The sequence below is a fragment of the Pseudomonas sp. KBS0710 genome (assembly GCF_005938045.2).
Lineage (GTDB): Bacteria > Pseudomonadota > Gammaproteobacteria > Pseudomonadales > Pseudomonadaceae > Aquipseudomonas.
Window position 1 is genome coordinate 1681695 of sequence record NZ_VCCF02000001.1, and the last position, 23691, is coordinate 1705385.

Here is a 23691-nt window from a genome sequence, read left to right on the forward strand (position 1 = left end):
AAGCCCGCTCCCACAGTTGATCGCATTTTGCCTGAAGAAATGCAGTCGAATGTGGGAGCGGGCTTGCTCGCGATGGCGGTCTAAAGGGCTACACAGCCTCGCGGTAAGGGTTACGCGGATCCTGCGTCCAATTCAAAAACGGCTTGCCCGTTTCCATCGGCACCATCTCGATGCAATCGGCCACCGGGCAGGTGATCTGGCACAAATTGCAGCCGACGCACTCATCATCGATCACCTCGTATTTGTGCGTGCCGTCCGCCTGTTTCAAGCTGGCAATCGCCTGGTGTGAGGTGTCCTCGCAGGCAATATGGCAACGCCCGCAGCCGATACACGCCTGCTGATCAATCTTGGCAATCACCTGATAGTTGATGTCCAGGTACTTCCAATCCGTGGTATTGCCCACCGCCCGCCCGGAAAACTCCTGCAGGCTGGTGTAGCCCTGGCTGTCCATCCACCGCGACAGCCCGTCCTTCATCTCTTCCACAATCCGAAACCCATGCAGCATCGCCGCCGTGCACACCTGCACCGCGCCGCAGCCCAGGGCGACAAATTCCGCCGCATCACGCCAATTGCCGATGCCGCCGATGCCGCAGATCGGCAGCCCTTGGGTCTGCGGGTCGCGGGCGATTTCGGCGACCATGTTCAACGCAATCGGCTTGACCGCCGAACCGCAATAACCGCCATGGGTACTTTGCGTGCCGACCACCGGCAGGGCGACCATGCGCTCCAGGTCCACGCTGGTGATGGAGTTGATGGTGTTGATCAGCGACACCGCATCCGCGCCGCCGCGATACGCCGCGCGCGCCGCCACGCGAATGTCGGTGATGTTCGGCGTGAGCTTGACGATCACCGGCAGCGAGCAGTAGGTCTTGCACCAGCGCGTCACCTGTTCCACATACTCCGGCACCTGGCCGACCGCTGCGCCCATACCGCGCTCGGGCATGCCGTGGGGGCAGCCGAAGTTCAGCTCGATACCATCGCAGCCGGTGGCCTCCACCAATGGCAGGATATTTTTCCACGACTCTTCCACGCACGGCACCATCAGCGACACGATCAGGGCGCGGTCGGGCCAATCCTTTTTCACTTGGGTGATTTCCTGGAGGTTGATCTCCAGGGAGCGGTCGGTGATCAGCTCGATATTGTTGATACCCAGTACTTCGCGGTTGGCGCCGTAGTGCGCCGAGTAACGGGAGGATACGTTGACCGCCGCCGGGTCTTCACCGAGGGTTTTCCACACCACGCCGCCCCAGCCGGCTTCGAAGGCGCGGACCACGTTGTAGGCCTTGTCGGTGGGCGGCGCGGAGGCCAGCCAGAATGGATTAGGGGCTTTGATACCGGCGAATACAATCGAGAGATCGGCCATTACGCAGCCTCCACGTTCAGCATGAGTTGGGCGTGCATGGCTTCGGCGGCCAGCTTGCCGTGTTGCACCGCCTGTACGGTGAGGTCCTGGCCGAGGCTGACGCAATCGCCACCGGCATAGACGCCTGGGATACTGGTTTGCAGCTGTTCGTCGACGAAGATGCGTTCGCCCACACGATGCAGTTGCTGGGCCAACGGGTCGTGCAGTGCCTTGTTGTCAAAACCCTGGCCGATGGCTTTGAAGATCGCGTCGCAGGCCAGTTCAAAGGATTCACCAGTTGGCTGCAGGCGACCGTTGTCCATGCGCGTGCGCAAAAAACGCATGCCGCGTACACGGCCTTGATCATCCAGCAACACTTCATCCGGTTGAGCCCAGGTCAGCAGCCGCACCTGATTGGCCTTGGCAATCTCCTGTTCATGGTGAGTGGCGCCCATATCGGCCAAGCCACGGCGATACACCAGGTTCACATCGCGGGCGCCCAGGCGGGCCATTTGCACGGCCATGTCGATGGCGGTGTTGCCGGCGCCGAGCACGATGCAGCGGTCGGCCAAGGGCAGTTGGCTGAGGTCATCGGCCTGGCGCAGTTCGCGGATATAGTCGGTGGCGGCGAGCAGGCCGGGTGCGTCTTCATGGGGCAAGCCCAGCTGTTTGCTGGCAGCGAGGCCAAGGCCCAAAAATACCGAATCGAATTGCTGGTGCAGGTCGCTCAAGGTCAGGTTGCTACCCAGGCGCTGGCCGTGGCGGATCTCGATGCCACCGATCTGCAACAGGAAATCCAGCTCCTTCTGGGCAAAATCATCCACCAGCTTGTACTTGGCGATCCCGTATTCATTCAGGCCGCCGGCTTTTTCCCGTGCTTCGAAAATCACCACGTCATGGCCATGCAGGGCCGCGCGGTGGGCGCAGGCCAGACCCGCAGGCCCGGCGCCGACCACGGCGATGCGTTTGCCGGTCGGTGCAGCGCGCTGGAACGGGTGTTCGCGAAAGTGCGCGTTGTCGATGGCGTAGCGCTGCAACAGGCCGATCAGCACCGGCGCGCATTCCTCGGCGTTGTTACGCACGCAGGCTTGCTGGCACAGAATCTCGGTGGGGCACACGCGGGCGCAGCTGCCACCGAGGATGTTGGCCGAGAGGATTTTCTGCGCGGCGCCTTGCACGTTCTCGGTGTGGATATTGCGGATGAACGACGGGATGTCGATTTCGCTGGGGCACGCATTCACGCACGGCGCGTCGTAGCAATACAGGCAGCGCGAGGCTTCCAGTTGGGCCTGGCGGGCGTTGAGGGGCGGCGCCAGGTCGGTGAAGTGGCTGGCGAGTGTGGGCCCATCTTCATGGGGATGGGGGAGGTGGGTCAGGGTCTGGATCACGGTGTTGGCCTCACGGTTGTTGAGGTGCTGCCTCTGATGGGCATTGGGTTTTATGTCGCCTGTGCTGGCCTCTTCGCGAGCAAGCCCGCTCCCACACTCCACTGCGTTTATTCAGTTGAAATGGGATCGAACGTGGGAGCGGGCTTGCTCGCGAAGGCGGCTTTAGCGGTTAACAGCTACCGGTTTGGAATGTGCTGCCCGCTTGCTCAACTGCTCAAACACCGCCGGGTACGCCGGCCGTTCCACATACCGCCCGGCACCGCGCTCGGCGCGTAAATCACCATCGGCCCACACCAGCTTGCCCTGGCTGATGGTGTGGCTCGGCACGCCGCGTACGGTCTTGCCTTCGAAGATGTTGAAGTCGATTTGCTGATGGTGGGTCTTGGCCGAAATCGTGCGCGTGCCCTGGGGATCCCACAGCACCAGGTCTGCATCGGCGCCCACGCGGATCGCGCCTTTGCGCGGGTACAGATTGAAAATCTTCGCGGTGTTGGTGGACGTCAGCGCGACGAACTCCTGCATCGACAGCCGCCCAGTATTCACGCCCTCGTGCCACAGCAGTGCCATGCGGTCTTCGATACCGGCGGTGCCGTTGGGGATCTTGCTGAAGTCATCACGGCCGGCGGCTTTTTGCTCGGCGCAGAAGCAGCAATGGTCGGTGGCGGTGGTGTGCAGGTTGCCGGACTGCAAGCCGTGCCAGAGCGCCTCTTGATGCCCACGTGGGCGAAACGGCGGGCTCATCACGTAGCCGGCGGCGGTTTGCCAGTCGGGGTGCTGGTACACGCTGTCATCCAGCAGCAGGTGCCCGGCCAGCACTTCGCCGTAGACCGGTTGGCCTTTGCCACGGGCGTAGGTGATTTCGTCGAGTGCTTCCTGGGTTGACACGTGGACCAGGTACAACGGCGTGCCGATGGTCTCGGCGATGCGAATGGCGCGGCTGGCCGCTTCGCCTTCCACCTGGGACGGACGCGACAGCGGATGCGCTTCCGGCCCGGTAATGCCCTGGGCCATCAGCTTGCGTTGCAGGTGATACACCAACTCGCCGTTCTCTGCGTGCACCGTCGGCACCGCGCCCAGTTCCAGGCAGCGTTCGAAGCTGGCGACCAGGGTGTCGTCCGCCGCCATGATCGCGTTCTTGTAGGCCATGAAGTGCTTGAAGCTGTTGATGCCATGGTGGCTGACCAGCTCGGCCATCTCCTCGCGCACCTGCTCGCTCCACCAGGTGATCGCCACATGAAAACCGTAGTCGGAGGCGGATTTTTCCGCCCAGCCGCGCCACTGGTGAAAGGCCTCCATCAGCGATTGCTGCGGGTTGGGAATCACAAAGTCGATGATCGAGGTGGTGCCACCTGCCAGACCTGCTGCCGTGCCACTGAAAAAGTCTTCACTGGCCACGGTGCCCATGAAGGGCAGTTGCATATGCGTATGCGGGTCGATGCCGCCGGGCATCAAATATTGGCCGCTGCCGTCGAGTGTTTCAGTGCCGACGGGAACCTCCAGATTCGTGCCAATAGCGCGAATTAGACCGCCTGCGCACAACACATCGGCGCGGTAACTTTCATCATGGGTAATAACGGTGGCGCCACGGATCAACAGCGACATGTCGAGTTCCTCACAGGCTTGACCGGCTTGTGCCAGTTCTAAGTGTTGTAATGCTGCTTGCCGATGCAGGGTTTAATCCTGTCATCGGTGACAGGAATAGAAACTAGCCCGAGTTTTTCGAATGAGCAAGAAGATTTTTACTAAGCATATATCTATTTTAACTACATGATTTTAAAAGAGAAAAACTATAAATCACCAAAATGTAGCGTCCCTTCACCATTTTGACGCACTTGACAGGTTCTTAAATTGAGCAACATTTCTTATTGCAAATCAGACGCTTGAGACATGCCGCTTGACGGCGTGGGTAAATAAAAATAATTGTGTTGCACCAGATTGAGTCCTGACAGTTCGGGCAACTTTCGCGTTATTTAGCCTGAGTAAGGCGATAAGTACCCAGGGCACAATCGGAAAGCTGATAAACATCAGCCAGTTATATAAGCGGTGCGGGTTCAGAGGCGGTTATCGGCACGGATTTTGAGTGCAGTGATGGCTGGCCGAGTCCGTGATGTCATGTTGTTTACGAGGTACTCCGGCCATCCGGCGCCCAGCGTTGGATGAGCAACAATAATTTTAAAAAAACCGTGGAGCGGCCATGCAACAGAACAGATCGCAAGTTATTGAGCGTAACGGCCTGTATGAACTCGACGCCGGCCCCGACGTCCTCGACAGCCCGCGCTACAACCACGACATGGCACCGACCAAGGTGCATGAGCGAACCTGGAACAAGTGGCACATCACCGCGCTGTGGGTCGGTATGTCGATCTGCGTGCCGACCTACACCCTGGGTGGGGTGCTCACCGCCTATTTCGGGCTGTCGGTGGGCGAGGCGCTGATCGCGATTTTGCTGGCCAATATCGTGGTACTGATCCCGCTGACCCTTAACGCGTTTCCCGGTACCAAATACGGTATTCCCTTCCCGGTGTTATTGCGTTCGTCCTTCGGTATTTTGGGCTCCAACGTGCCGTGCTTGATCCGCGCGCTGGTGGCCTGTGGCTGGTTTGGCATCCAGACGATGTTCGGCGGGCTGGCGATTCACCTGTTCCTGGGCTCGATTTTCGAAGGCTGGAAGTCCCTCGGCGGCACCGGTGAAGTGATCGGCTTCATGATTTTCTGGACCTTGAACCTATGGGTGGTGCTGCGCGGCGCCGAGTCGATCAAGCGCCTGGAAACCTTGTCGGCACCGCTGCTGGTGGCGGTGGGAATAGGCTTGCTGGTGTGGGCGATGCCGAATGTGTCGCTGAGTGAACTGATGGCGATTCCACCCAAGCGCCCCGAAGGCGCGAGCCTCACCGGTTACTTCATGGCCGGGCTCACTGCGATGGTCGGTTTCTGGGCCACCTTGTCGTTGAACATTCCCGACTTCAGCCGCTACGCCAAAAGCCAGAAGGACCAGATTCTCGGGCAGATTTTCGGCCTGCCACTGACCATGTTCCTGTTCGCTGCCCTTGGCGTGATCATGACCGCCGCGTCGGTAAAGCTGGTGGGCGTGAGTGTTTCCGATCCGGTCACCTTGATCGGGCATATCCAGAGCCCGGTGTGGGTGGCCATCGCCATGGCGCTGATCATCATCGCCACCTTGTCCACCAACACCGCCGCGAACATCGTGTCGCCCACCAACGACTTCCAGAACATCGCGCCCAAGCTGATCAACCGCACCACGGCGGTGATCCTCACCGGCCTGGTCGGGCTGGCATTGATGGCCCACGAACTGCTGAAAAAACTCGGGCTGATCGTCTCGGATGTGAGCCTGGAAACCGTGTATTCCAACTGGTTGCTGGGCTACTCCAGCCTGCTCGGCCCGATTGCCGGGATCATGGTGGTGGACTACTTCATCACCCGCAAACAGCAGTTGGACCTGGCCGGTTTGTACCGCGATGACGTGTATCCGGCGTGGAACTGGAGCGGCTTTGTGGCCTTTGGCGTGCCGGTGGTGCTGACCTTGTTGTCGCTGGGCAGTGATGCGTTCAGCTGGTTTTACAGCTACGGCTGGTTCACCGGCTCGGCGTTGGGTGGGGTGTTGTATTACGGCCTGAATGCCAAGCGCCGAACTCTGCCGCTGGCGGTAAAAACACCGCTGTAAAAGGTTGGAATCCAATCAAATGTGGGAGCGGGCTTGCTCGCGAATGCGTCGTGTCAGGCGACATGTGCGGCGACTGATACACCGCATTCGCGAGCAAGCCCGCTCCCACATTTTTGACCTCATTTCACTGCTGGAACCGCGTCAATTCATAAAAAATACAGCCTGAGGAGATCCCCATGAACGCTGCCCTGGACGTTCTGCAATCGACCCATCAGCACATTAACCGCGACCGCCTGTGGCAGTCGCTGATGGACCTGGCCAAACTCGGCGCCACGCCCAAGGGCGGAGTGTGTCGCCTGGCCCTCACCGACCTCGACCGCAAGGCCCGCGACCTGTTTGTGCAGTGGTGCGAAGCCGCTGGCTGCACCGTGACCATCGACGGCATCGGCAATATTTTCGCCCGGCGCCCTGGCCGCAATCCCAACCTTCCACCGGTGATGACCGGCAGCCATATCGACACCCAGCCTACAGGTGGCAAGTTCGACGGCTGCTTCGGCGTGCTGGCGGGTGTGGAAGTGCTGCGCACCCTCAACGACCTCAAGATCGAAACCGAAGCACCGCTGGAAGTGGTGGTGTGGACCAACGAAGAAGGCTCGCGCTTCCCGCCGTGCATGATGGGCTCGGGCGTGTTTGCCGAGAAATTCACCCTGGCCGATACCTTGGCCAAGGTCGATGTGGATGGCGTCAGCGTGGGCGATGCATTGAATGCGATTGGCTATGCGGGCACGCGTGCTGTCAGTGGTCACAAGGTGGGCGCGTATTTCGAAGCGCATATCGAACAAGGGCCGATTCTTGAGGACGAGAAGAAAACCATCGGCGTAGTGCTGGGGGCATTGGGGCAGAAGTGGTTTGACCTGAAACTGCGCGGTGTTGAAGCGCATGCGGGGCCGACGCCAATGCACCTGCGCAAGGATGCTCTGGTGGGCGCGGCCGCCGTGGTGGCGGCGGTGAATGCGGCGGCGTTGGGGCATCAGCCGCATGCGTGTGGGACTGTTGGTTGCCTGCAGGCCTATCCCGGCTCGCGCAATGTGATTCCCGGTGAAGTGCGCATGACGTTGGACTTTCGCCACCTGGAACCGGCGCGGTTGGACTCGATGATTGCCCAGGTGCACACGGTGATCGACGAGACCTGTGCCAAGCATGGGCTGACGTTCGAGTTGGAACCCACTGCCGACTTCCCGCCGTTGTATTTCGATAAAGGCTGCGTGGACGCGGTGCGTGATGCGGCGAATGGGTTGGGGTTGTCGAACATGGATATCGTCAGCGGGGCAGGGCACGACGCGATCTTTGTCGCCGAACTGGGTCCGGCCGGGATGATCTTTGTGCCGTGTGAAGGCGGCATCAGCCATAACGAAATCGAGAATGCCGCACCGGATGATTTGGCGGCGGGATGTGCGGTGTTGTTGCGGGCGATGGTGGCGGCATCGGCGGCGATTGCCAGCGGGAAGCTGGCTGCCTGATAGGCCGCTATCGTAGCGATACGGCGACCCGACAAGCCAGCTCCCACATTTTGATCTGTGAATACATTCCAAATGTGGGACCTGGCTTGCCTGCGATGAGGCCCTGGCAGGCGACGGCGTTACTGCACGCGTGCCTCGCCGCTTCCCTCTACGACCCGATCCCAGGAGCCATTCGGCTCTCATTACCGGCCGCTGAATGGTCAGCGACTAGCGAAAACTAGTGACAGCCGCTCCGAGCAACAACCCTAAAAACCTGTAGGAAAAAGCCCGTTTTGAGAGGCTGGTGCAGGGTGTGTCCTAATCTATCGTACGAAGTTTCTTTTACATCTTGCGGCGCTCAAAACTCTCCGTTTCCAGTGCTAGGTTTCGCCTCGAAAAAACCTAATGCAAAGGAAGCATGCAATGGCAAACCCTAAGCCGCCGCCTGGCGTATCAGTTAACGAAAATATGTTCATCGCCGCACATAAGAAGGATGTGCTCAAAGCAGGTTCAGCGTTCATGTACTCTTGGTTTTATACTCAGGTTCGTAATCGCGGACCTTGGGACTACAAGCAAATTTCCAAAGAGTATGAAGCGTTTGGAAACTTCCATTATGGTGCTGTAGGCATTGCTGCCGGGTTCAGTGAAGAAGTGCTTTTGCGTGCAGCGGGGCTTGCTCAAACCAGAGCCGGTACAGATAGACCCGAGTTTGGTCGTTGGTGGGGCGATGCGCCCTTCGGTGATGACCCAGTCGACCAGCATTGGATGAAGGAAGGAATCAGGTATGCCAGGTTCAGGTTCTACTAGGACGTCACGCTATTCGATGGTCACCACGACGCTGCTGGCGCTGTGCTTGCTGTATATCGCTGCTGACGGGTTATTTTCGCCAGGGCGTCCGCAATTGACAGAAGTCGTACTCCAGGTTCCGCTGAACGGCGAAGCATCCATCTATGCGGTCAAGGATGACCGTGGTGGTGCAACGGTTCCGTTCAACTACCGATACTATGTTTATCGAACCCTGGGCGCCGACGCAGAAGTATTGTCTGAATTGGAAAACGCCAATCCGTTTCTGGTTACGCGCGATGCCGCCGCAAAGGTTGATGTTCAAGGCAGTGCGGTTGCCGTTTCGGTGGCGGGCGAAGTGTCTGATTATCACAGCAGTACCTTGTACCGACATGCCAACGGCAGTGATTACACAATGGTGAATATTTTTCTGAATAGCCGGCCAGAGGGATGAAATTGGTCGTTCCCGCGCTCTGCGTGGGAATGCCGCTCTGGACGCTCTAAGTGTGGGAGCAGGCAAGCCAGCTCCCACCTTTAATCCCGGCTGTGCTGACGAGCGCTGTCAGGCACCGGGTTGCCAGCCACCGCCGAGCGCTGTGACTAACCCCACACTCGCCTGCAACTGCCGGGTCTGCACGGCCTGCAAGGTCCTTTGCGCCTGCAATGCCGCCGTCTGTGCGGTGACCACATCCAGATAGCTCACGGCCCCGGCCTGATAGCTGTTCATCGCCAACGACTGCGTATGTTCTGCCGCGTCCGCTGCCGCTTGCTCATCCTGGGCTTCCTGCTGCAAATCCCGCAGTTGCGCCAGGTTGTCTTCCACCTCGCGCACCGCTTTGAGCACATGGCTACGGTACTGCGCCGACGCTTCTTCAAACTCGGCCTTGGCTTGACGCTCATTGGCGCTCAGCCGCCCACCATCAAAGATCGGCAGATTCACCAACGGCCCCAGCGCCCAGTAGCGGTTGCCGGCAGACAGCAGGTTGCCAACCCCTTGAGTCTGCCCGCCGATCAACCCGGTCAGACTGAAATCCGGGTACCACGCCGCCTTGGCCACGCCAATATTCGCATTGGCCGCGAACACCCGCCGTTCCGCCGCCGCAATGTCCGGGCGACGTTGCAGCAGGTGACTCGGCAGCTGTGATGGAATGCCCGGCAAGGCAATCAACTGCTGGCTCGGCGGCAACGTGAAGTTGCTGGCCGCCACACCCACCAACTCACCAATGGCGTGCTCGGTGAGGTTGCGTTGCCCGCGTACTTCATCCAGCTGAGCCTTGGCTTCGGCCAACTGGTTTTGCGCTCGGGTGAGGTCGAGTTCCGACGCAATCTGGCCTTCGTATCGGCTGCGGGTCAGTTGCAGCGCCTGGCTGAAATCATCCAGCGAGCTGTTCAAAATCCGGCTCTGCGCATCCAGCCCGTTGAGCTGCACATACAGGGTCGCCAGCTGATGCTGCAGGCTCAGGCGTGCCACTGCCAGGTCATCCCCGGAGGCTTGTGCCTGGGCGTCACCCGCTGCGACCTGGTTGCGGATCTTGCCCCACAGGTCGAGGTCGTAGCTCAGGGAAAACGCGGCGGTATTGCTGTTGTACACCGACGGCTGCGTATCGCCGCGCAGTGGCCGCGAATCCGATTGCCGCTGGCGCAATGGCTGCGCGCTGGCGGTGATTTGCGGGAATAAACCAGCGTGCAATTGGCTGGCATAGGCCTGGGACGCATCAAAGTGCGCCAGCGCCGCCGCCAGGTCCGGGTTGGCCTTGAGCAGTTGCTGTTGCAGGTCATTGAGGTGCGGGTCGTTGTAGAGCTTCCACCATTCGGGTGCCAGTTGGTCGGACGGTTGCGCGCTGTGCCACGGGCCATCGCTGGTCTGTTCGCGGTAGCCGGCCGGCAGGTAAACCGAGGGCACCTTGTAGGCGGGCGCCATCGAGCAACCTTGCAGGGCCAGCAGCACCAGCGCCGCGAGAGGGTTAAACCTTATGCGCATGCGCACCTCCAGCTTGGGCGAGCTGTACCGGGTCGCCTTCGCGCAGGGCGTCGGGCGGGTTGTCGACCACGCGGTCGGCGGGTTTAAGGCCTTGGTCGATCACCAAGCGCTCGCCCAGGTCCAGGCCGATGTGGATGTCTTGCAGGTGCACATGGTTCTGCGCGTCCAGCACCGCCACTTGGGTGCCTTGGGCGCGGAAGATTAAGGCGCTGGCCGGGATGCTCACGCCGTGGGTGTCGGCCGGAATCGGCAGCGTGGCTTCGGCGTAGTCACCGGGCAGCAACTCGCCGTTGGGGTTGTCGGCGACGAACTGCGCAAGCAGGGTGCCGGAACGGCGGTCGATGGCGGTGGAGTCGCCGATCAGACGCGCCTTGAAGTGTTCGCCAGGGTGCTCGGGTACGGTCAGCTCGGCCTCAAGCCCAGGGTGGATCACCGACGCGTAGTTCTGCGGCACCGGCACATACAGACGCAGTTGGTGAGTGTCGGCGATGTTGAACAGTTCCGGGTCGCTGTCGGTGTCGGCCTTGATCAACTGGCCGATATCGGTGTTGCGCGCGGTGATGGTGCCGGCGAACGGCGCGCGGATGGTCTTGTAGCTTTCCAGCGCCGACAGCCGCGCATAGTCGGCTGCGGCCGCCTCGGCGTTGGCTTTGGCCGCGGCGGCGTTGGAGGTTTTTTCATCCGCCTCCTGACGCGATACCGAGTGGCTGGCGAGCAGGTTCTGCCAGCGTGTGGCGGTGGTTGCGGCCAGGCGTGCATTGGCCTGTTCCTGGAGCAGGCGGGCGTGGGTTTGCGCCAGCTGCTGGTCGAGGTCGGGGCTGTCGATTTCGGCGAGGATTTGCCCGGCTTTGACCTGGCTGCCGATGTCGACTTTCCAGTCCTTCAGGTAACCGCTCACCCGCGCATGGATCGGCGCCTTGCTCCAGGCATCGAGGTGCGCGGGCAGGCGCAGGGTATCGCCGGCCGCGTTGAGCTTGGGCTGGAACACCATCACCTGAGGGATGGCGGCGGTTTCGGTCCAGGCGGTAACCGCTTCTTCGTGAGTAGTGCGAGCGTGCAGGCCGTTGGCGACCAACAGGGCGGCCAACGTCAGGCCGCCGACACCCATGAGCATCAGACGCTTGCGCGAGGGTTTGTGATCAGACGACATGTGGGGTTTCTCCAGCAGCAGCGCGAGTAGGGTGACGACCGTGGACCAGGCTGAAGACCACGGGTACAAACAACAAAGTGGCGATGGTGGCGAAGATCAAGCCTCCGATGACGGCGCGGCCGAGCGGGGCGTTCTGCTCCTCGGAAATCGCCAGCGGCAACATGCCGATAATCATCGCCAGGGCGGTCATGCACACAGGGCGGAAACGCGTGTAGCCGGCTTCCATGGCCGCCTTGAGTGCGTCGCCATGTTCGGCCAGGCGCTCACGGCAGAAGCTCACCACCAGGATCGAGTTGGCGGTGGCCACACCCATACAGAGGATGGCGCCAGTGAGTGCCGGCACCGACAAGGAGGTGCCGCTGAGGAACAGCATCCACACAATCCCCGCCAGCGCCGCCGGCAGCGCGGTGATGATCACGAACGGGTCAGCCCACGACTGGAAGTTGACCACGATCAGCAGGTAGATCAGCACCACGGCGCCGAGCAAGCCGAAGCTCAAGCCGCTGAAGGCTTCATGCAGTGCATCGATCTGCCCGTGCAGGCTGATCACCGCGCCTTTGGGGCGCATGGAGGCGGTGTCATCCAGCACTTTTTGCACGTCACGGGCCACGCCGCCGAGGTCGCGGCCTTGCACGTTGGCATACAGGTCCAGGGTCGGTTCGATGTTGTAGTGGGTCACCACCGCCGGGCTTTGCACGCGGGAGATGCTCGCCACGCCGCCAAGGATTTGCGACTGCCCATCGGCGCCGGTCACCGGCAAGGCTTCCAGTGACGGCAAGCTGTCGAGGCGGTATTGCGGGGTGGCGGCGACGATGGAGTACGACACGCCGTTGGCCGGGTTAAGCCAGAACGTCGGCGCCACCTGGGAGCTGCCGGCGAGCGAGGCGACCATGCTGTTGGTCACGTCACGTTCGGTGATGCCCAGGCCATTGGCGCGCATGCGGTCGACGTTCACCTGCAATGACGGGTAGCCGGTGGACTGCTGGATGCGCAGGTCGGCGATGCCCGGAATATGCTGCAGGCGGCGTTCCAGTTCGACGGCATAGGCGCGGTTTTCTGCATCGCTGCGCCCGGAGATTTTCACGTCCAGCGGCGCCGGGGCACCGAAGTTGAGGATCTGGCTGCTGATGTCGGCAGGCAGGAACGCGAAGTGGCTGCCGGGGAAACTTTGCGGCAAGGCTTCACGCAGTTTTTTCACGTAGTCGGCGGTCGGCGCGTGGTCCTTTTTCAAGCTGACCTGGATGTCGCCATCCTGCGGGCCGATGGTGCCGCTGCTGCTGTAGGCCATGTCGATGCCGCTGAGCGGGATGCCGATGTTGTCGACAATGGTGTCAAGTTGTTCGGCCGGGATGATTTCGCGGATCCGCGCTTCAATGCGGTCGAACGCCGCCGCGCTTTCTTCGATACGCGTACCCAATGGCAAGCGCACATGCAGGGCAAGGGCGCCGGCGTCGGTGGCCGGGAAGAAGTCCTGGCCCAGGCTCGGCAACAGCAGGAACGAGGCCAGTACGCAGGCCAGGAAGCCAACGATAAAGCGCTTGCGAGCGCCCAGCGCCAGGGTCAGCAGGCCGTGGTAGGTGTCGCGGATATTCGAGAAGTGCCGCTCGAAACCCTGCTGGAAGTTCAGCACTGATTGCAGCAGGCGGTTGCGCGGCTTTTTGTGCTGCTCACCTTCGTGATGGTTGATGAACTCATCTTCCGGGTGATGCCCAGGCCCTTGCTCAGGCACGTGCGGCTTGAGCAAAAACATCGCCAGGGTCGGCACCAGGGTTCGCGACAAAATGAACGAGCTGGCCATGGCGAAAATCACCGCCAGCGCCATCGGCCGGAACAGGTAACCGGCGATGCCTTGCAACAGGAACATCGGCACAAACACGATGCAGATACACAGCAGCGACACGAACGCCGGGCCGACGATCTGCGCGGCGCCGTCGAGGATCGCGGTCTTTACCGCTTTGCCTTGTTCCAGGTGCCAATTGATGTTTTCGATGGTCACCGTGGCGTCATCCACCAGAATCCCCACCGCCAACGCCAGCCCGCCGAGGGTCATGACGTTGAGGGTTTGCCCGGTGGCGGCCAGCAAGGCAATGGCCGACAGCACCGCGAGCGGAATCGAGGCGGCGATGATCAAGGTGGAGCGCCAGCTGCCGAGGAACAGCAGGATCATCGCACTGGTCAGCAATGCGGCAATGATGCCTTCCTGGGCCACGCTGCCCACCGATTGTTTGACGAACACCGAGGCGTCGCCCAGCAGTGAGGTCTTCAGCGACGGCGGCAGGGTTTCGTTGATGCGCGGCAGCATCTGGCGGATGCCGTCGATGATCGACAGGGTGGAGATGCTGCCGTTTTTCAGTGCAGGCATCAGTACCGCGCGGTGGCCGTCGACGCGCACGATGTTGGTCTGCGGCGGCGAGCCGTCACGCACGTGGGCCACTTGGCCGATGGTGATGATTGCGCCGTCGACCGTCTTGATCGGCAGGTCGTTGAGCTCATCAATCGCCTTGGGGCTGTTGTTGAGCAGGATCGTGTATTCGTTGGGGCCCAGTTTGGCGGTACCCACTGGAATGATCTGGTTTTGCAGCGCCAGCGCGTTGCCCACGTCCTGGGCCGACAAGCCTTTGGCGGCCAGCGCCTGGGGGTCGAGGTCGAGGGTGATCTGGCGTTGCTTGCCGCCCATTGGCGTGGGCATGGCCAGGCCGGGCAGAGCGCTCAAGGGCAGGCGGATATTGTTCTGCACCAGGTCGCGGATCTTGGCTTCCGAGAGGCTGGGGCTGGAAAACGCCAGTTGCAGGATCGGCACCGTGGAGGCGCTGTAGTTAAGGATCAGCGGCGGCGTGATGCCCGGTGGCATCTGCTTGAGCACGGTTTGTGACACGGCCGTCACTTGGGCGTTGGCGGTGCGGATGTCCACACCCGGTTGGAAGAAGATTTTGACGATACCCATGCCGGGCAGCGATTGCGATTCGATATGTTCGATGTCGTTAACAGTGGTGCTCAAGGAGCGTTCGTAGGTGTAGATCACCCGACCGGCCATGGCGTCCGGTGACAGGCCGTTGTACTGCCAGACCACCGCGACGACAGGGATGCCGATATCGGGAAAAACATCCGTGGGGGTTCGCAGGGCCGCCATCGGCCCGATGATGCAGATGAATATGGCCAACACGATAAACGTGTAGGGCTTTTGCAGTGCGGTCTTTACCAGCCCGAGCATGCGTGAACCTCCGAGGGAGCAGGATTGCAAACCCCGGCAGTCTTGCCCGACCCACCTAACACGCACCTTTCAGCCAGGTGAAGGAACATTTAGTTAACGGCTGAAGATCGTTTCATATGTATTCATTTGTTCTACATAAGGCAGCTCTCCAAGCTTGTAACCCATCGGCGGCGACACATTTAAATCGCTGCCAGCGTTTTTACTGATGCCCTTTGGAGCCCTGCCATGTCACTCAAACCGCTGTTGTTGATCCCCGCACTGGGTGTTGTTTTGTTGTTGTCGGCCTGCGCCGGACCCATCCCTAAAGCTGACCCGAGCGAGGCGTGGATCGGTCTGAAGGAAGAAGCGCCGAATGACCTGATGGCCGAGCGCGTTGACGGCCACCGTGTGGATGATGGCCGCTATTTTGAAGTGACGCCTGGGGACCATCGTTTGGATGTGACACTGTTTGAAGAAGAGCCGGGCGATGACAACCAGCAAGACTGCCAGGGCCGGGTCGAGTACAGGAATTTCAAGGCGGGTGAGCACTACACGCTGGTGGAATCGAGCCTGGGCACCACCGTGCGTGCCGTGCTCAAGGACGGTCACGGCAAGGAAGTCGCAGCCACTCAAGACTTCAGTTGCATGCCTGGCTAGGCGTGATGCACCGCAGCCTTGGACGGCTTGGCGGGTGCAGCCGGTGTGACATGGGGGTGATGATGCCGGCGCGTTACGCGCATCACACCCCACAACATGGCGGCGGCTACTGCCAGCCAACCGCAAATCAGCAGGAAAATCGTTGTTGCAAGGCTCATTCGGGCCTCCTTTCGCCCCGCTGGGGGCACACACAGTCTTCTCAATGGACAGTCTAGCTACCTGACGGTTGCGTGCTATTGACCAATGGTCGAATCGCTCCAACTTGTTGGCTATATCAGCAGCCTGTCGCTACTCCCTAAACGCGATTGGGCTATGATCTGGACCCTTACCGGCCGTTGATCAAGAGAGTAAAAAATTGCGCTTACGCTCGAACGTTAAAACCTCCTTGCTGCTGGCGTGCGCCCTCGGGCTGGCGGCGTGTTCCGGGCACCCGTCGAAACTGGCGGGGTTGCCGGAGCGCGTTGAACTCACGAGCGTACCGGCGTATCGCACCGAGGCCTATCAGAGCGGTCCTTCCGCCTTAGCCAGCATGCTGTCGCAACAAGGCATTGTCATGACACCCGGCTTACTCGACAAACCGCTGCACTTGCCGGGGGGCGAGGCGAACCTTGAACGCAACATGCAGGTGCTGGCGCGTGAATACGGGCTGATGGTGTACCCGCTGGACAGCCAGTTGACGGCCGTGCTGGCGCAAGTGGCGGCGGGTTACCCGGTGATGGCGCGGATTAATCCGAGCCTGTGGTCGGGTACGCGTTATGTCGTGGTAGTGGGGTTCAACCAGCAAAAGAGCACGGTGCTGCTGCGCTCGGGCATGGACCGGCGGCTATTGATGAGCTTCAGTGATTTTGAATCGGCGTGGAAGAGCGCGGGCCACTGGGCGATTTTGACCCAGCGCCCGAGCCAGTTGCCGGCGAATGTGGAGGTGCAGCGCTGGCGCGACTCTGCCAATGCCACAGCGCAGGCCGGGCAGGAACAGGCTGCGGCGCAGGCGCTCAAGGTGTTGGCTGAGAGAAAGTAAAAACACTGAAGATCAAAATGTGGGAGCGGGCTTGCTCGCGAATGCGGTGGTTCAGTCGGCCTATTTGTGACTGGCGATCCGCTTTCGCGAGCAAGCCCGCTCCCACATTATTCAGCGGCGTACTTCAGCGGCGTTCGGGCGATTCTTCAGGTTCTTGTCGGCCTTGTAGCGCAACGCCACGTCCGGCACCGAGCCACTGCGGCCAGTCTCAACCCAATTGCGGATACGCGTGGCATCGGCAAAGTGGGTGAACTTGCCGAACGCATCAAGGATCACCAGCGACACTGGGCGGTTGCCCATGCTGGTCACCAGCACCAGGCAGTGGCCGGCCTGGTTGGTGAAGCCGGTCTTGGTCAGCTTGATATCCCAGTTGGCGCGGTTGATCAGGTGGTCGGTGTTGGAGAAGCCCAAGGTGTAGTTGGGCTTGCGGAACGCCACAGTCTTTTCCTTGGTGGTGCTCAGTTGGCTCAGCATCGGGTATTTACGCGCAGCGGCCAGCAACTTGCTCAGGTCGCGGGCGGTGGACACGTTGTGAATCGACAGGCCGGTGGGCTCCACGTAGTGCGTGCTGGTCATGCCCAGTGCCTTGGCCTTGGCGTTCATCGCTGCAATAAACGCCGGGTAGCCGCCTGGGTAGTGGTGGGCCAGGCTGGCGGCGGCGCGGTTTTCCGAGGACATCAGCGCGATCAGCAGCATTTCCTTGCGCGGCATTTCGCTGCCGATTTTCACCCGGGAGAACACGCCTTTCATTTCCGGCGTGTCCTTGATGTTGATGTCGATGTACTCATCCATGTTCTGTTTGGCTTCGAGCACTATCAGGCCGGTCATCAGCTTGCTCACGGAGGCAATCGGCACCACCACATCGGGGTTGCTGGCGTAGATGACTTTATTGGTCTGCAGGTCGACCAGAATGGCGCTGCCGGAAGCGATCTGCAGTTTGGAGGTATCACGCGGGGCCAGAGTGGTTTCGGCAGCGTGTGCGAAGGTGCCTGTAAATGCAAAAAATAGGCTGACAATAGAGAGACGAATTTTCACGCGGGTGAACTCGCTAAAAAAGTAAGGAAATGCCGTTCGGAAACGGTTTTTTGATAAATGCCGTTACATTTTAGGAGTATGGACGAAGAACTGTCGAATGTTCTTCTAGAACCAGACGAAAGTGCTTAAAAACTAAGAAAAAAAGGGTTTTTAGCCGGGCAATAAAAAGCCCTGCGATAAGGCAGGGCTTTTTCAGTACGGCTGGTTATTAGCCGTGCAGGCTTTCTGCAGCATACAGCGTGTTTTCCAGCAGGCACGCACGGGTCATCGGGCCAACACCGCCCGGCACCGGGGTAATCCAGCCGGCACGGGGCAGGGCGGTTTCGTACACCACGTCACCCACCAGTTTGCCGTCTTCCTGACGGTTGATGCCCACGTCGATGACGATTGCGCCTTCCTTGATCCACTCACCTTTGACCAGGCCCGGCTTGCCGGCGGCGACTACCACCAGATCGGCGCGGCCGACGTGGCCGGCCAAGTCCTTGGTGAAGCGGTGGGTGACAGTTACGGTGCAGCCGGCCAACAGCAATTCCATGGCCATTGGGCGGCCAACGATGTTGGAGGCACCGACCACTACTGCATCGAGGCCGTACAGATCGACGCCAGTGCTTTCCAGCAGGGTCATGATGCCCTTCGGTGTGCATGGGCGCAGCAGCGGGTCGCGCTGGGCCAGGCGGCCGACGTTATACGGGTGGAAACCGTCGACATCTTTGTCCGCGCGGATGCGCTCGAGCAATTTTGACGCGTCCAGTTGCTCGGGCAGCGGCAGCTGGAGCAGGATGCCGTCGATGCTTGGGTCATCGTTGAGGCTGTCGATCAGGTCGGTAAGCGCCTGCTGGGTGGTCTCGGAAGGCAAGTCGTAGGCCTTGGAAATAAAGCCGACCTCTTCACAGTCTTTACGCTTGTGCGAGACATAAACCTGAGAGGCAGGATCGCTGCCGACCAGGATCACCGCGAGGCCAGGCGTGCGCAGGCCTTGCAGGCGGCGCTCGGTGACTCGTTTGGCGATCTGCTGGCGCAGGCTGGCGGCGATTGATTTGCCGTCGATAAGTTGTGCAGTCATTACGCGTGATTAACCATCGAGAGGGGGAAGAAAAGTGCGCGCATTCTCGCACGCCACGACGTGAGGGCAAAGGCGCTTGGTCTGCAAATTGCCCTAACCCCTTAAATAAAATCAGTTTTTTTCAAAAAAGATTTGACGGGTATCAAGGCCGTCTATACTATTCGTCGCACTTGTCGGGCACAGCCTAGCACTGGTTAAGAAGGTCGAGCAGATTAAGCTGTTCTGCAAGGCTGGAAGCACTTAGTTTGTAATCTTCAACGAGTACAGATTAATAAGGCGCCCGTAGCTCAGCTGGATAGAGCATCCGCCTTCTAAGCGGATGGTCGCAGGTTCGAGTCCTGCCGGGTGCGCCATTAGGCAGCTTTGGCACAAGTAGCGCTAGATGGTGGGCGTAGCTCAGTTGGTAGAGCACGGGATTGTGACTCCCGTTGTCGAGGGTTCGATCCCCTTCGTCCACCCCATATTTAAAAGGCGCCAGATTAATCGTCTGGCGCCTTTGCTTTAAGAGCTTCAAGCGCGGATGTGGTGGAATTGGTAGACACACTGGATTTAGGTTCCAGCGCCGCGAGGCGTAAGAGTTCGAGTCTCTTCATCCGCACCAATTAAGCATTACCCGGCCGTCAGGCAGGGTGAGGCCAGACTAGGAAGGTGTTCGAGTTCCTTGTTGACGCAATATGGTGGGCGTAGCTCAGTTGGTAGAGCACGGGATTGTGACTCCCGTTGTCGAGGGTTCGATCCCCTTCGTCCACCCCATATTTTAAAAAGCGCCAGATCAATGATCTGGCGCTTTTTTTTGTATCCGGAAAATGCCCGGTGCCTATGTATAGACGAGGCGCATTTGCTGCAGGGCCTGAGCTTGAGGAGATCGTCAAGTTGCCGGGTGCCAGTCTGTGCGGCGCGCGGGTACTGCTGAATAGGGCGCGTAGCCGATTTTTTGCCGCCTTCGACCGGTATCAGGCTTTTGGCGTGGATTGACGTCAAGAAAAAACAAGCATTCTCAATGCCTTGGCGTTAGAATCGTTGCCGGTTTTGAGCGTGTAGAACTGATCCGCGGCTATATAGGGGGCAGTACAGCTATTTAATAGCGAATAACGGCGCAGTACCTGAAAAAGGGCTGTGCCGTTTTTGTTTGAGTGTTTTGAGTTTCCAGGGTAGGGCGTTTCATCGCATTTGTGTTTCTCGATGCTGCCGCCACACCCTTCGACCTTGCTTGCGGGGTCGCTCGCCGGGGTGTGCATCCCGGCCCTTCTATATATAGAAGGGCTGGTGTAGAGCCCTGGCGTGATGCGCTGTATTTGCTAACGGGATAAGGTGCATGCGTGCACTTGAACCTATAAATGGCCTGCTGTTTTTCCACCCGTTTTCAGTAGGGTGACTTCTTGAGTTTGACCCACTAGAATGCATGCCCTTGATTCTGGGGTCGGAAACGGCCGGCTAACGTCTGTGCAACGAGGAATATCCATGCAAGTTTCTGTTGAAAATACTACTGCCATCGAGCGCCGCCTGAGCATCACCGTGCCGGCAGAGCGTATTGAGACTGCGGTCAACAAGCGTCTGCAGCAGACTGCCCAAAAGGCCAAGATCGCTGGTTTCCGTCCAGGCAAAGTGCCAATGAGCGAAATCAAGCGTCGTTTTGGTGCTGATGCGCGTCAGGAAGCTGTGGGTGACGTGATCCAGGCTTCCTTCTACGAAGCCGTTGTCGAGCACAAGCTGAACCCAGCGGGTTCGCCTTCGATCGAGCCTAAATCCCTGGAAGCCGGTAAAGACCTGGAATACGTTGCCGTATTCGAAGTGTTCCCGGAGTTCACCGTTGCCGGTTTCGAAGACATCGCCGTTGAGCGCCTGAGCGCTGACGTGGCAGATGCCGATCTGGACAACATGCTGGAAATCCTGCGCAAGCAGAACACCCGTTTTGAAGTGGCCGAGCGTGCCGCCCAGAACGAAGACCAGTTGAACATCGATTTCGTTGGCAAGGTTGACGGCGAAGCATTCGCTGGCGGCTCCGCCAAGGGCACCCAGCTGGTGCTGGGTTCCAACCGCATGATCCCGGGCTTCGAAGACGGCCTGGTTGGCGCTAAAGCCGGTGAAGAGCGCGTTCTGAACCTGACGTTCCCTGCTGACTACCAGAACCTGGACCTGGCGGGCAAAGCCGCCGAGTTCACCGTGACCGTCAACAGCGTTTCCGAGCCTAAGCTGCCAGAGCTGAACGAAGAGTTCTTCAACCAGTTCGGCATCAAGGAAACCGGCATCGACGGTTTCCGCACCGAAGTTCGCAAGAACATGGAGCGTGAGCTGCGTCAGGCCATCAAGTCCAAGGTCAAGAACCAGGTTATGGACGGTCTGCTGGCCGCCAACCCGATCGAAGTGCCTAAGGCCCTGCTGTCCAACGAAGTCGATCGCCTGCGCGTACAAGCGGTTCAGCAGTTCGGTGGCAACATCAAGCCTGACCAACTGCCGGCCGAACTGTTCGAAGAGCAAGCCAAGCGCCGCGTTGTACTGGGTCTGGTCGTGGCTGAAGTGGTCAAGCAATTCGACCTCAAGCCTGACGAAGATCGCGTTCGCGAAATGATCCAGGAAATGGCTTCGGCCTACCAGGAGCCTGAGCAGGTCGTGGCTTGGTACTACAAGAACGACCAGCAACTGAACGAAGTACGTTCGGTTGTGCTGGAAGAGCAAGTTGTGGATACTGTTCTGCAGAAGGCTAAGGTGACCGACAAAGCGGTCTCTTACGAAGAAGCAGTCAAACCGGCGGAAGCAGCACAAGCCGACTGATTGTCCAACTCGTTCGAAATATAACCATAAGCCAGCCTCGCGCTGGCTTATGCGTTTTCAAGACATGACTATTTGGGAGTAACTGCAGAGCATGTTCCGTAATTCCTATATTCAGCAGAACTCTGATATCCAGGCCGCTGGCGGCTTGGTCCCGATGGTTGTCGAGCAATCTGCTCGTGGCGAACGCGCCTATGACATCTACTCGCGCCTGCTCAAGGAGCGAGTGATTTTTCTGGTCGGCCCGGTAGAGGACTACATGGCCAACCTGATCTGCGCGCAGCTGCTGTTCCTTGAAGCGGAAAACCCGGACAAGGACATCCATCTTTACATTAACTCCCCGGGTGGCTCGGTCACTGCAGGCATGTCGATCTACGACACCATGCAGTTCATCAAGCCAAACGTGTCGACCACGTGCATCGGCCAGGCGTGCAGCATGGGCGCGTTCCTGCTGACCGCAGGTGCCGAGGGCAAGCGTTACTGCCTGCCGAACTCGCGCGTGATGATTCACCAGCCGTTGGGCGGTTTCCAGGGTCAGGCGTCGGACATCGAAATCCATGCCAAGGAAATCCTGTTTATTCGTGAGCGTCTGAACACGCTGATGGCCAAGCACAGCGGGCACACCCTGGAAGAAATCGAGCGTGACACCAACCGCGACAATTTCATGAGCGCTGAAGCCGCTCGTGAATACGGGTTGATCGACGCAGTGATCGAAAAGCGCCCCGCTTAATATAAGCACCTCAAAATAAGGCGGGTCGGCATGTCCGACCACCGGCGGGCTTGAAAAAGCCCGCATAAGCCTTCATCTTGTGTTGCAAGCCTATCGGATTTGGATCGAACGAATGACTGACACCCGCAACGGCGAGGACAACGGCAAGCTGCTCTATTGCTCCTTCTGCGGCAAAAGCCAGCATGAAGTACGCAAATTGATTGCCGGCCCCTCGGTGTTTATCTGCGACGAGTGCGTCGACCTGTGCAATGACATCATCCGCGAGGAGGTGCAGGAAGCCCAGGCCGAGAGCAGCGCGCATAAATTGCCTTCGCCTAAAGAAATCAGCGGCATCCTTGATCAGTATGTGATTGGTCAAGAGCGTGCAAAAAAGGTTTTGGCGGTAGCGGTGTACAACCACTACAAGCGCTTGAACCAGCGTGACAAGAAAGGCGACGAGGTTGAACTCGGCAAGAGCAACATCTTGCTGATCGGTCCTACAGGCTCGGGTAAAACCCTGCTTGCAGAAACCCTCGCTCGCCTGCTGAACGTTCCGTTCACCATCGCCGACGCTACCACCCTCACCGAGGCTGGCTACGTGGGTGAAGATGTCGAGAACATCATTCAGAAGCTGCTGCAGAAGTGCGACTACGACGTAGAGAAGGCCCAGATGGGTATTGTCTACATCGACGAAATCGACAAGATTTCGCGCAAGTCCGACAACCCGTCGATCACTCGGGACGTTTCCGGTGAAGGCGTGCAGCAAGCCCTGTTGAAACTGATCGAAGGCACGGTTGCTTCCGTACCGCCACAAGGCGGCCGCAAGCACCCGCAGCAGGAATTCCTTCAGGTTGATACGCGTAACATTCTGTTCATCTGTGGCGGTGCGTTCTCGGGGCTGGAGAAAGTTATTCAGCAACGTTCCACCCGTGGCGGCATCGGTTTCGGTGCAGAAGTGCGCAGCAAGGAAGAAGGCAAGAAGGTGGGCGAGTCCCTGCGTGAAGTCGAGCCTGACGATTTGGTCAAGTTCGGTCTGATCCCGGAATTCGTTGGCCGTCTGCCGGTCCTGGCCACGTTGGACGAACTGGATGAGGCTGCTCTGATTCAGATCCTCACCGAGCCGAAAAACGCCCTGACCAAGCAATACGCCAAGCTGTTCGAGATGGAAGGTGTAGACCTCGAGTTCCGTACCGACGCACTCAAATCAGTGGCCAAGCGGGCACTGGAGCGCAAGACCGGTGCACGTGGCCTGCGTTCGATCCTCGAAGGCGTGTTGCTCGACACCATGTATGAAATCCCCTCGCAGTCCGAGGTGAGCAAGGTGGTGATCGACGAAAGCGTTATCGAAGGCAAGTCCAAGCCACTGTATATCTACGAAAACAGTGAGCCGGCTGCCAAGGCTGCACCTGACGCGTAAGCGTCAAGCCGTCGCAGTACAAGCAAGGGCCTTTCGAGGCCCTTTCTTTTTATGTGGCGGTTTTTCGG

General features: G+C 59.4%; 19 protein-coding genes and 4 tRNA genes. 13 read left to right on the forward strand and 10 right to left on the reverse strand.

What is annotated here, in order from left to right; all coding sequences use genetic code 11:
* Positions 1 to 88: 88 nt before the first annotated feature.
* From preA to hydA, 3 genes are all read right to left on the reverse strand, one after another.
* On the reverse strand, positions 89 to 1363 hold the full coding sequence (gene preA, locus FFI16_RS07905) for an NAD-dependent dihydropyrimidine dehydrogenase subunit PreA (RefSeq protein WP_138814807.1): 1275 nt from the start codon (positions 1361 to 1363) through the stop codon (positions 89 to 91).
* Complete coding sequence (locus tag FFI16_RS07910) at positions 1363 to 2730, reverse strand: NAD(P)-dependent oxidoreductase (protein WP_138814808.1); 1368 nt, start codon at positions 2728 to 2730, stop codon at positions 1363 to 1365. Before FFI16_RS07910 ends, preA begins: the two co-directional genes overlap by 1 nt.
* A gap of 162 nt (positions 2731 to 2892) precedes the next feature.
* Positions 2893 to 4332, reverse strand: a complete 1440-nt coding sequence (hydA, locus tag FFI16_RS07915) for a dihydropyrimidinase (protein WP_138814809.1) — start codon at positions 4330 to 4332, stop codon at positions 2893 to 2895.
* Positions 4333 to 4924: 592 nt separating this feature from the next.
* On the opposite strand from hydA, the gene FFI16_RS07920 reads away from it, so the two are divergent.
* The 4 genes from FFI16_RS07920 (at position 4925) to FFI16_RS07935 (ending at position 9088) form a co-directional block, all read left to right on the forward strand.
* A complete protein-coding gene (locus FFI16_RS07920) occupies positions 4925 to 6412 on the forward strand; it encodes an NCS1 family nucleobase:cation symporter-1 (RefSeq protein ID WP_138814810.1) in 1488 nt (495 codons plus the stop codon).
* Between the two features lie 176 nt (positions 6413 to 6588).
* Entirely contained in the window at positions 6589 to 7872 is a 1284-nt protein-coding gene (locus FFI16_RS07925) for a Zn-dependent hydrolase (protein WP_138814811.1), read from the forward strand.
* A 402-nt stretch (positions 7873 to 8274) separates the two neighbouring features.
* Complete coding sequence (locus FFI16_RS07930; RefSeq protein ID WP_371923599.1) at positions 8275 to 8658, forward strand: polymorphic toxin type 44 domain-containing protein; 384 nt, start codon at positions 8275 to 8277, stop codon at positions 8656 to 8658.
* Positions 8636 to 9088 carry a hypothetical protein gene (locus FFI16_RS07935; protein ID WP_138814812.1) on the forward strand — a complete coding sequence of 151 codons (453 nt, stop codon included), beginning with the start codon at positions 8636 to 8638 and terminating at the stop codon, positions 9086 to 9088. Before FFI16_RS07930 ends, FFI16_RS07935 begins: the two co-directional genes overlap by 23 nt.
* Before the next feature lie 108 nt (positions 9089 to 9196).
* Here the strand turns inward: FFI16_RS07935 and FFI16_RS07940 are convergent, their stop codons facing one another.
* The 3 genes from FFI16_RS07940 to FFI16_RS07950 are packed head-to-tail and all read right to left on the reverse strand — an operon-like array spanning position 9197 to position 14976.
* Positions 9197 to 10615 (reverse strand): efflux transporter outer membrane subunit, encoded by a 1419-nt coding sequence (locus tag FFI16_RS07940; RefSeq protein WP_138814813.1) that lies wholly within the window; start codon positions 10613 to 10615, stop codon positions 9197 to 9199.
* Entirely contained in the window at positions 10599 to 11765 is a 1167-nt protein-coding gene (locus FFI16_RS07945) for an efflux RND transporter periplasmic adaptor subunit (protein ID WP_138814814.1), read from the reverse strand. Before FFI16_RS07945 ends, FFI16_RS07940 begins: the two co-directional genes overlap by 17 nt.
* Positions 11755 to 14976 (reverse strand): efflux RND transporter permease subunit, encoded by a 3222-nt coding sequence (locus tag FFI16_RS07950; protein ID WP_138814815.1) that lies wholly within the window; start codon positions 14974 to 14976, stop codon positions 11755 to 11757. The genes FFI16_RS07945 and FFI16_RS07950 overlap by 11 nt, the downstream gene beginning before the upstream one ends.
* A gap of 225 nt (positions 14977 to 15201) precedes the next feature.
* Here FFI16_RS07950 and FFI16_RS07955 point away from each other — a divergent pair, with 225 nt between their 5' ends.
* On the forward strand, positions 15202 to 15612 hold the full coding sequence (locus FFI16_RS07955) for a hypothetical protein (protein WP_138814816.1): 411 nt from the start codon (positions 15202 to 15204) through the stop codon (positions 15610 to 15612).
* Here the strand turns inward: FFI16_RS07955 and FFI16_RS30440 are convergent.
* Entirely contained in the window at positions 15609 to 15770 is a 162-nt protein-coding gene (locus tag FFI16_RS30440) for a hypothetical protein (protein WP_178112650.1), read from the reverse strand. The two genes, FFI16_RS07955 and FFI16_RS30440, sit on opposite strands and share 4 nt — an antisense overlap.
* A 197-nt stretch (positions 15771 to 15967) precedes the next feature.
* Between FFI16_RS30440 and FFI16_RS07960 the strand changes: the two genes are divergently transcribed.
* Positions 15968 to 16630, forward strand: coding sequence for a peptidase C39 family protein (locus FFI16_RS07960; RefSeq protein ID WP_138814817.1), 663 nt, complete (start codon positions 15968 to 15970; stop codon positions 16628 to 16630).
* A gap of 111 nt (positions 16631 to 16741) precedes the next feature.
* Here the strand turns inward: FFI16_RS07960 and pbpG are convergent, their stop codons facing one another.
* Both pbpG and folD read right to left on the reverse strand, forming a co-directional pair.
* On the reverse strand, positions 16742 to 17665 hold the full coding sequence (gene pbpG, locus FFI16_RS07965) for a D-alanyl-D-alanine endopeptidase (RefSeq protein ID WP_138814818.1): 924 nt from the start codon (positions 17663 to 17665) through the stop codon (positions 16742 to 16744).
* Positions 17666 to 17873: 208 nt separating this feature from the next.
* Positions 17874 to 18728: a bifunctional methylenetetrahydrofolate dehydrogenase/methenyltetrahydrofolate cyclohydrolase FolD gene (folD, locus tag FFI16_RS07970; RefSeq protein ID WP_138814819.1), complete on the reverse strand. Its 855-nt coding sequence runs from the start codon at positions 18726 to 18728 to the stop codon at positions 17874 to 17876.
* 276 nt (positions 18729 to 19004) lie between these two features.
* Between folD and FFI16_RS07975 the strand changes: the two genes are divergently transcribed.
* The 4 genes from FFI16_RS07975 (at position 19005) to FFI16_RS07990 (ending at position 19481) form a co-directional block, all read left to right on the forward strand.
* A tRNA-Arg gene (locus FFI16_RS07975) sits at positions 19005 to 19081 on the forward strand.
* A gap of 32 nt (positions 19082 to 19113) precedes the next feature.
* Positions 19114 to 19189 (forward strand) — tRNA-His (locus FFI16_RS07980).
* A gap of 55 nt (positions 19190 to 19244) precedes the next feature.
* Positions 19245 to 19329: transfer RNA gene (locus FFI16_RS07985), tRNA-Leu, on the forward strand.
* Positions 19330 to 19405: 76 nt separating this feature from the next.
* A tRNA-His gene (locus tag FFI16_RS07990) sits at positions 19406 to 19481 on the forward strand.
* Between the two features lie 224 nt (positions 19482 to 19705).
* Here the strand turns inward: FFI16_RS07990 and FFI16_RS08000 are convergent.
* Positions 19706 to 19966: a hypothetical protein gene (locus FFI16_RS08000; protein ID WP_138814820.1), complete on the reverse strand. Its 261-nt coding sequence runs from the start codon at positions 19964 to 19966 to the stop codon at positions 19706 to 19708.
* A gap of 223 nt (positions 19967 to 20189) precedes the next feature.
* Here FFI16_RS08000 and tig point away from each other — a divergent pair, with 223 nt between their 5' ends.
* From tig to clpX, 3 genes are all read left to right on the forward strand, one after another.
* The gene (gene tig, locus FFI16_RS08005; RefSeq protein WP_138814821.1) at positions 20190 to 21500 is read left to right on the forward strand and encodes a trigger factor; all 1311 of its coding nucleotides are present in this window, start codon (positions 20190 to 20192) and stop codon (positions 21498 to 21500) included.
* Between the two features lie 91 nt (positions 21501 to 21591).
* Complete coding sequence (gene clpP / locus FFI16_RS08010) at positions 21592 to 22227, forward strand: ATP-dependent Clp endopeptidase proteolytic subunit ClpP (protein ID WP_003174822.1); 636 nt, start codon at positions 21592 to 21594, stop codon at positions 22225 to 22227.
* A 112-nt stretch (positions 22228 to 22339) separates the two neighbouring features.
* The gene (clpX, locus tag FFI16_RS08015; protein ID WP_017136464.1) at positions 22340 to 23623 is read left to right on the forward strand and encodes an ATP-dependent Clp protease ATP-binding subunit ClpX; all 1284 of its coding nucleotides are present in this window, start codon (positions 22340 to 22342) and stop codon (positions 23621 to 23623) included.
* Positions 23624 to 23691 lie beyond the last annotated feature (68 nt).

Bases quoted from the DNA above. Each gene is read 5' to 3' on its own strand.
- clpX (WP_017136464.1), top strand. From the start codon at position 22,340: ATGACTGACACCCGCAACGGCGAGGACAACGGCAAGCTGCTCTATTGC.
- FFI16_RS30440 (WP_178112650.1), bottom strand. From the start codon at position 15,770: ATGAGCCTTGCAACAACGATTTTCCTGCTGATTTGCGGTTGGCTGGCA.
- FFI16_RS07935 (WP_138814812.1), top strand. From the start codon at position 8,636: ATGCCAGGTTCAGGTTCTACTAGGACGTCACGCTATTCGATGGTCACC.
- FFI16_RS07920 (WP_138814810.1), top strand. From the start codon at position 4,925: ATGCAACAGAACAGATCGCAAGTTATTGAGCGTAACGGCCTGTATGAA.
- FFI16_RS07940 (WP_138814813.1), bottom strand. From the start codon at position 10,615: ATGCGCATAAGGTTTAACCCTCTCGCGGCGCTGGTGCTGCTGGCCCTG.
- FFI16_RS08000 (WP_138814820.1), bottom strand. From the start codon at position 19,966: ATGCACACCCCGGCGAGCGACCCCGCAAGCAAGGTCGAAGGGTGTGGC.
- preA (WP_138814807.1), bottom strand. From the start codon at position 1,363: ATGGCCGATCTCTCGATTGTATTCGCCGGTATCAAAGCCCCTAATCCA.
- tig (WP_138814821.1), top strand. From the start codon at position 20,190: ATGCAAGTTTCTGTTGAAAATACTACTGCCATCGAGCGCCGCCTGAGC.
- FFI16_RS07930 (WP_371923599.1), top strand. From the start codon at position 8,275: ATGGCAAACCCTAAGCCGCCGCCTGGCGTATCAGTTAACGAAAATATG.
- folD (WP_138814819.1), bottom strand. From the start codon at position 18,728: ATGACTGCACAACTTATCGACGGCAAATCAATCGCCGCCAGCCTGCGC.
- FFI16_RS07955 (WP_138814816.1), top strand. From the start codon at position 15,202: ATGTCACTCAAACCGCTGTTGTTGATCCCCGCACTGGGTGTTGTTTTG.
- FFI16_RS07925 (WP_138814811.1), top strand. From the start codon at position 6,589: ATGAACGCTGCCCTGGACGTTCTGCAATCGACCCATCAGCACATTAAC.
- hydA (WP_138814809.1), bottom strand. From the start codon at position 4,332: ATGTCGCTGTTGATCCGTGGCGCCACCGTTATTACCCATGATGAAAGT.
- FFI16_RS07950 (WP_138814815.1), bottom strand. From the start codon at position 14,976: ATGCTCGGGCTGGTAAAGACCGCACTGCAAAAGCCCTACACGTTTATC.
- clpP (WP_003174822.1), top strand. From the start codon at position 21,592: ATGTTCCGTAATTCCTATATTCAGCAGAACTCTGATATCCAGGCCGCT.
- FFI16_RS07945 (WP_138814814.1), bottom strand. From the start codon at position 11,765: ATGTCGTCTGATCACAAACCCTCGCGCAAGCGTCTGATGCTCATGGGT.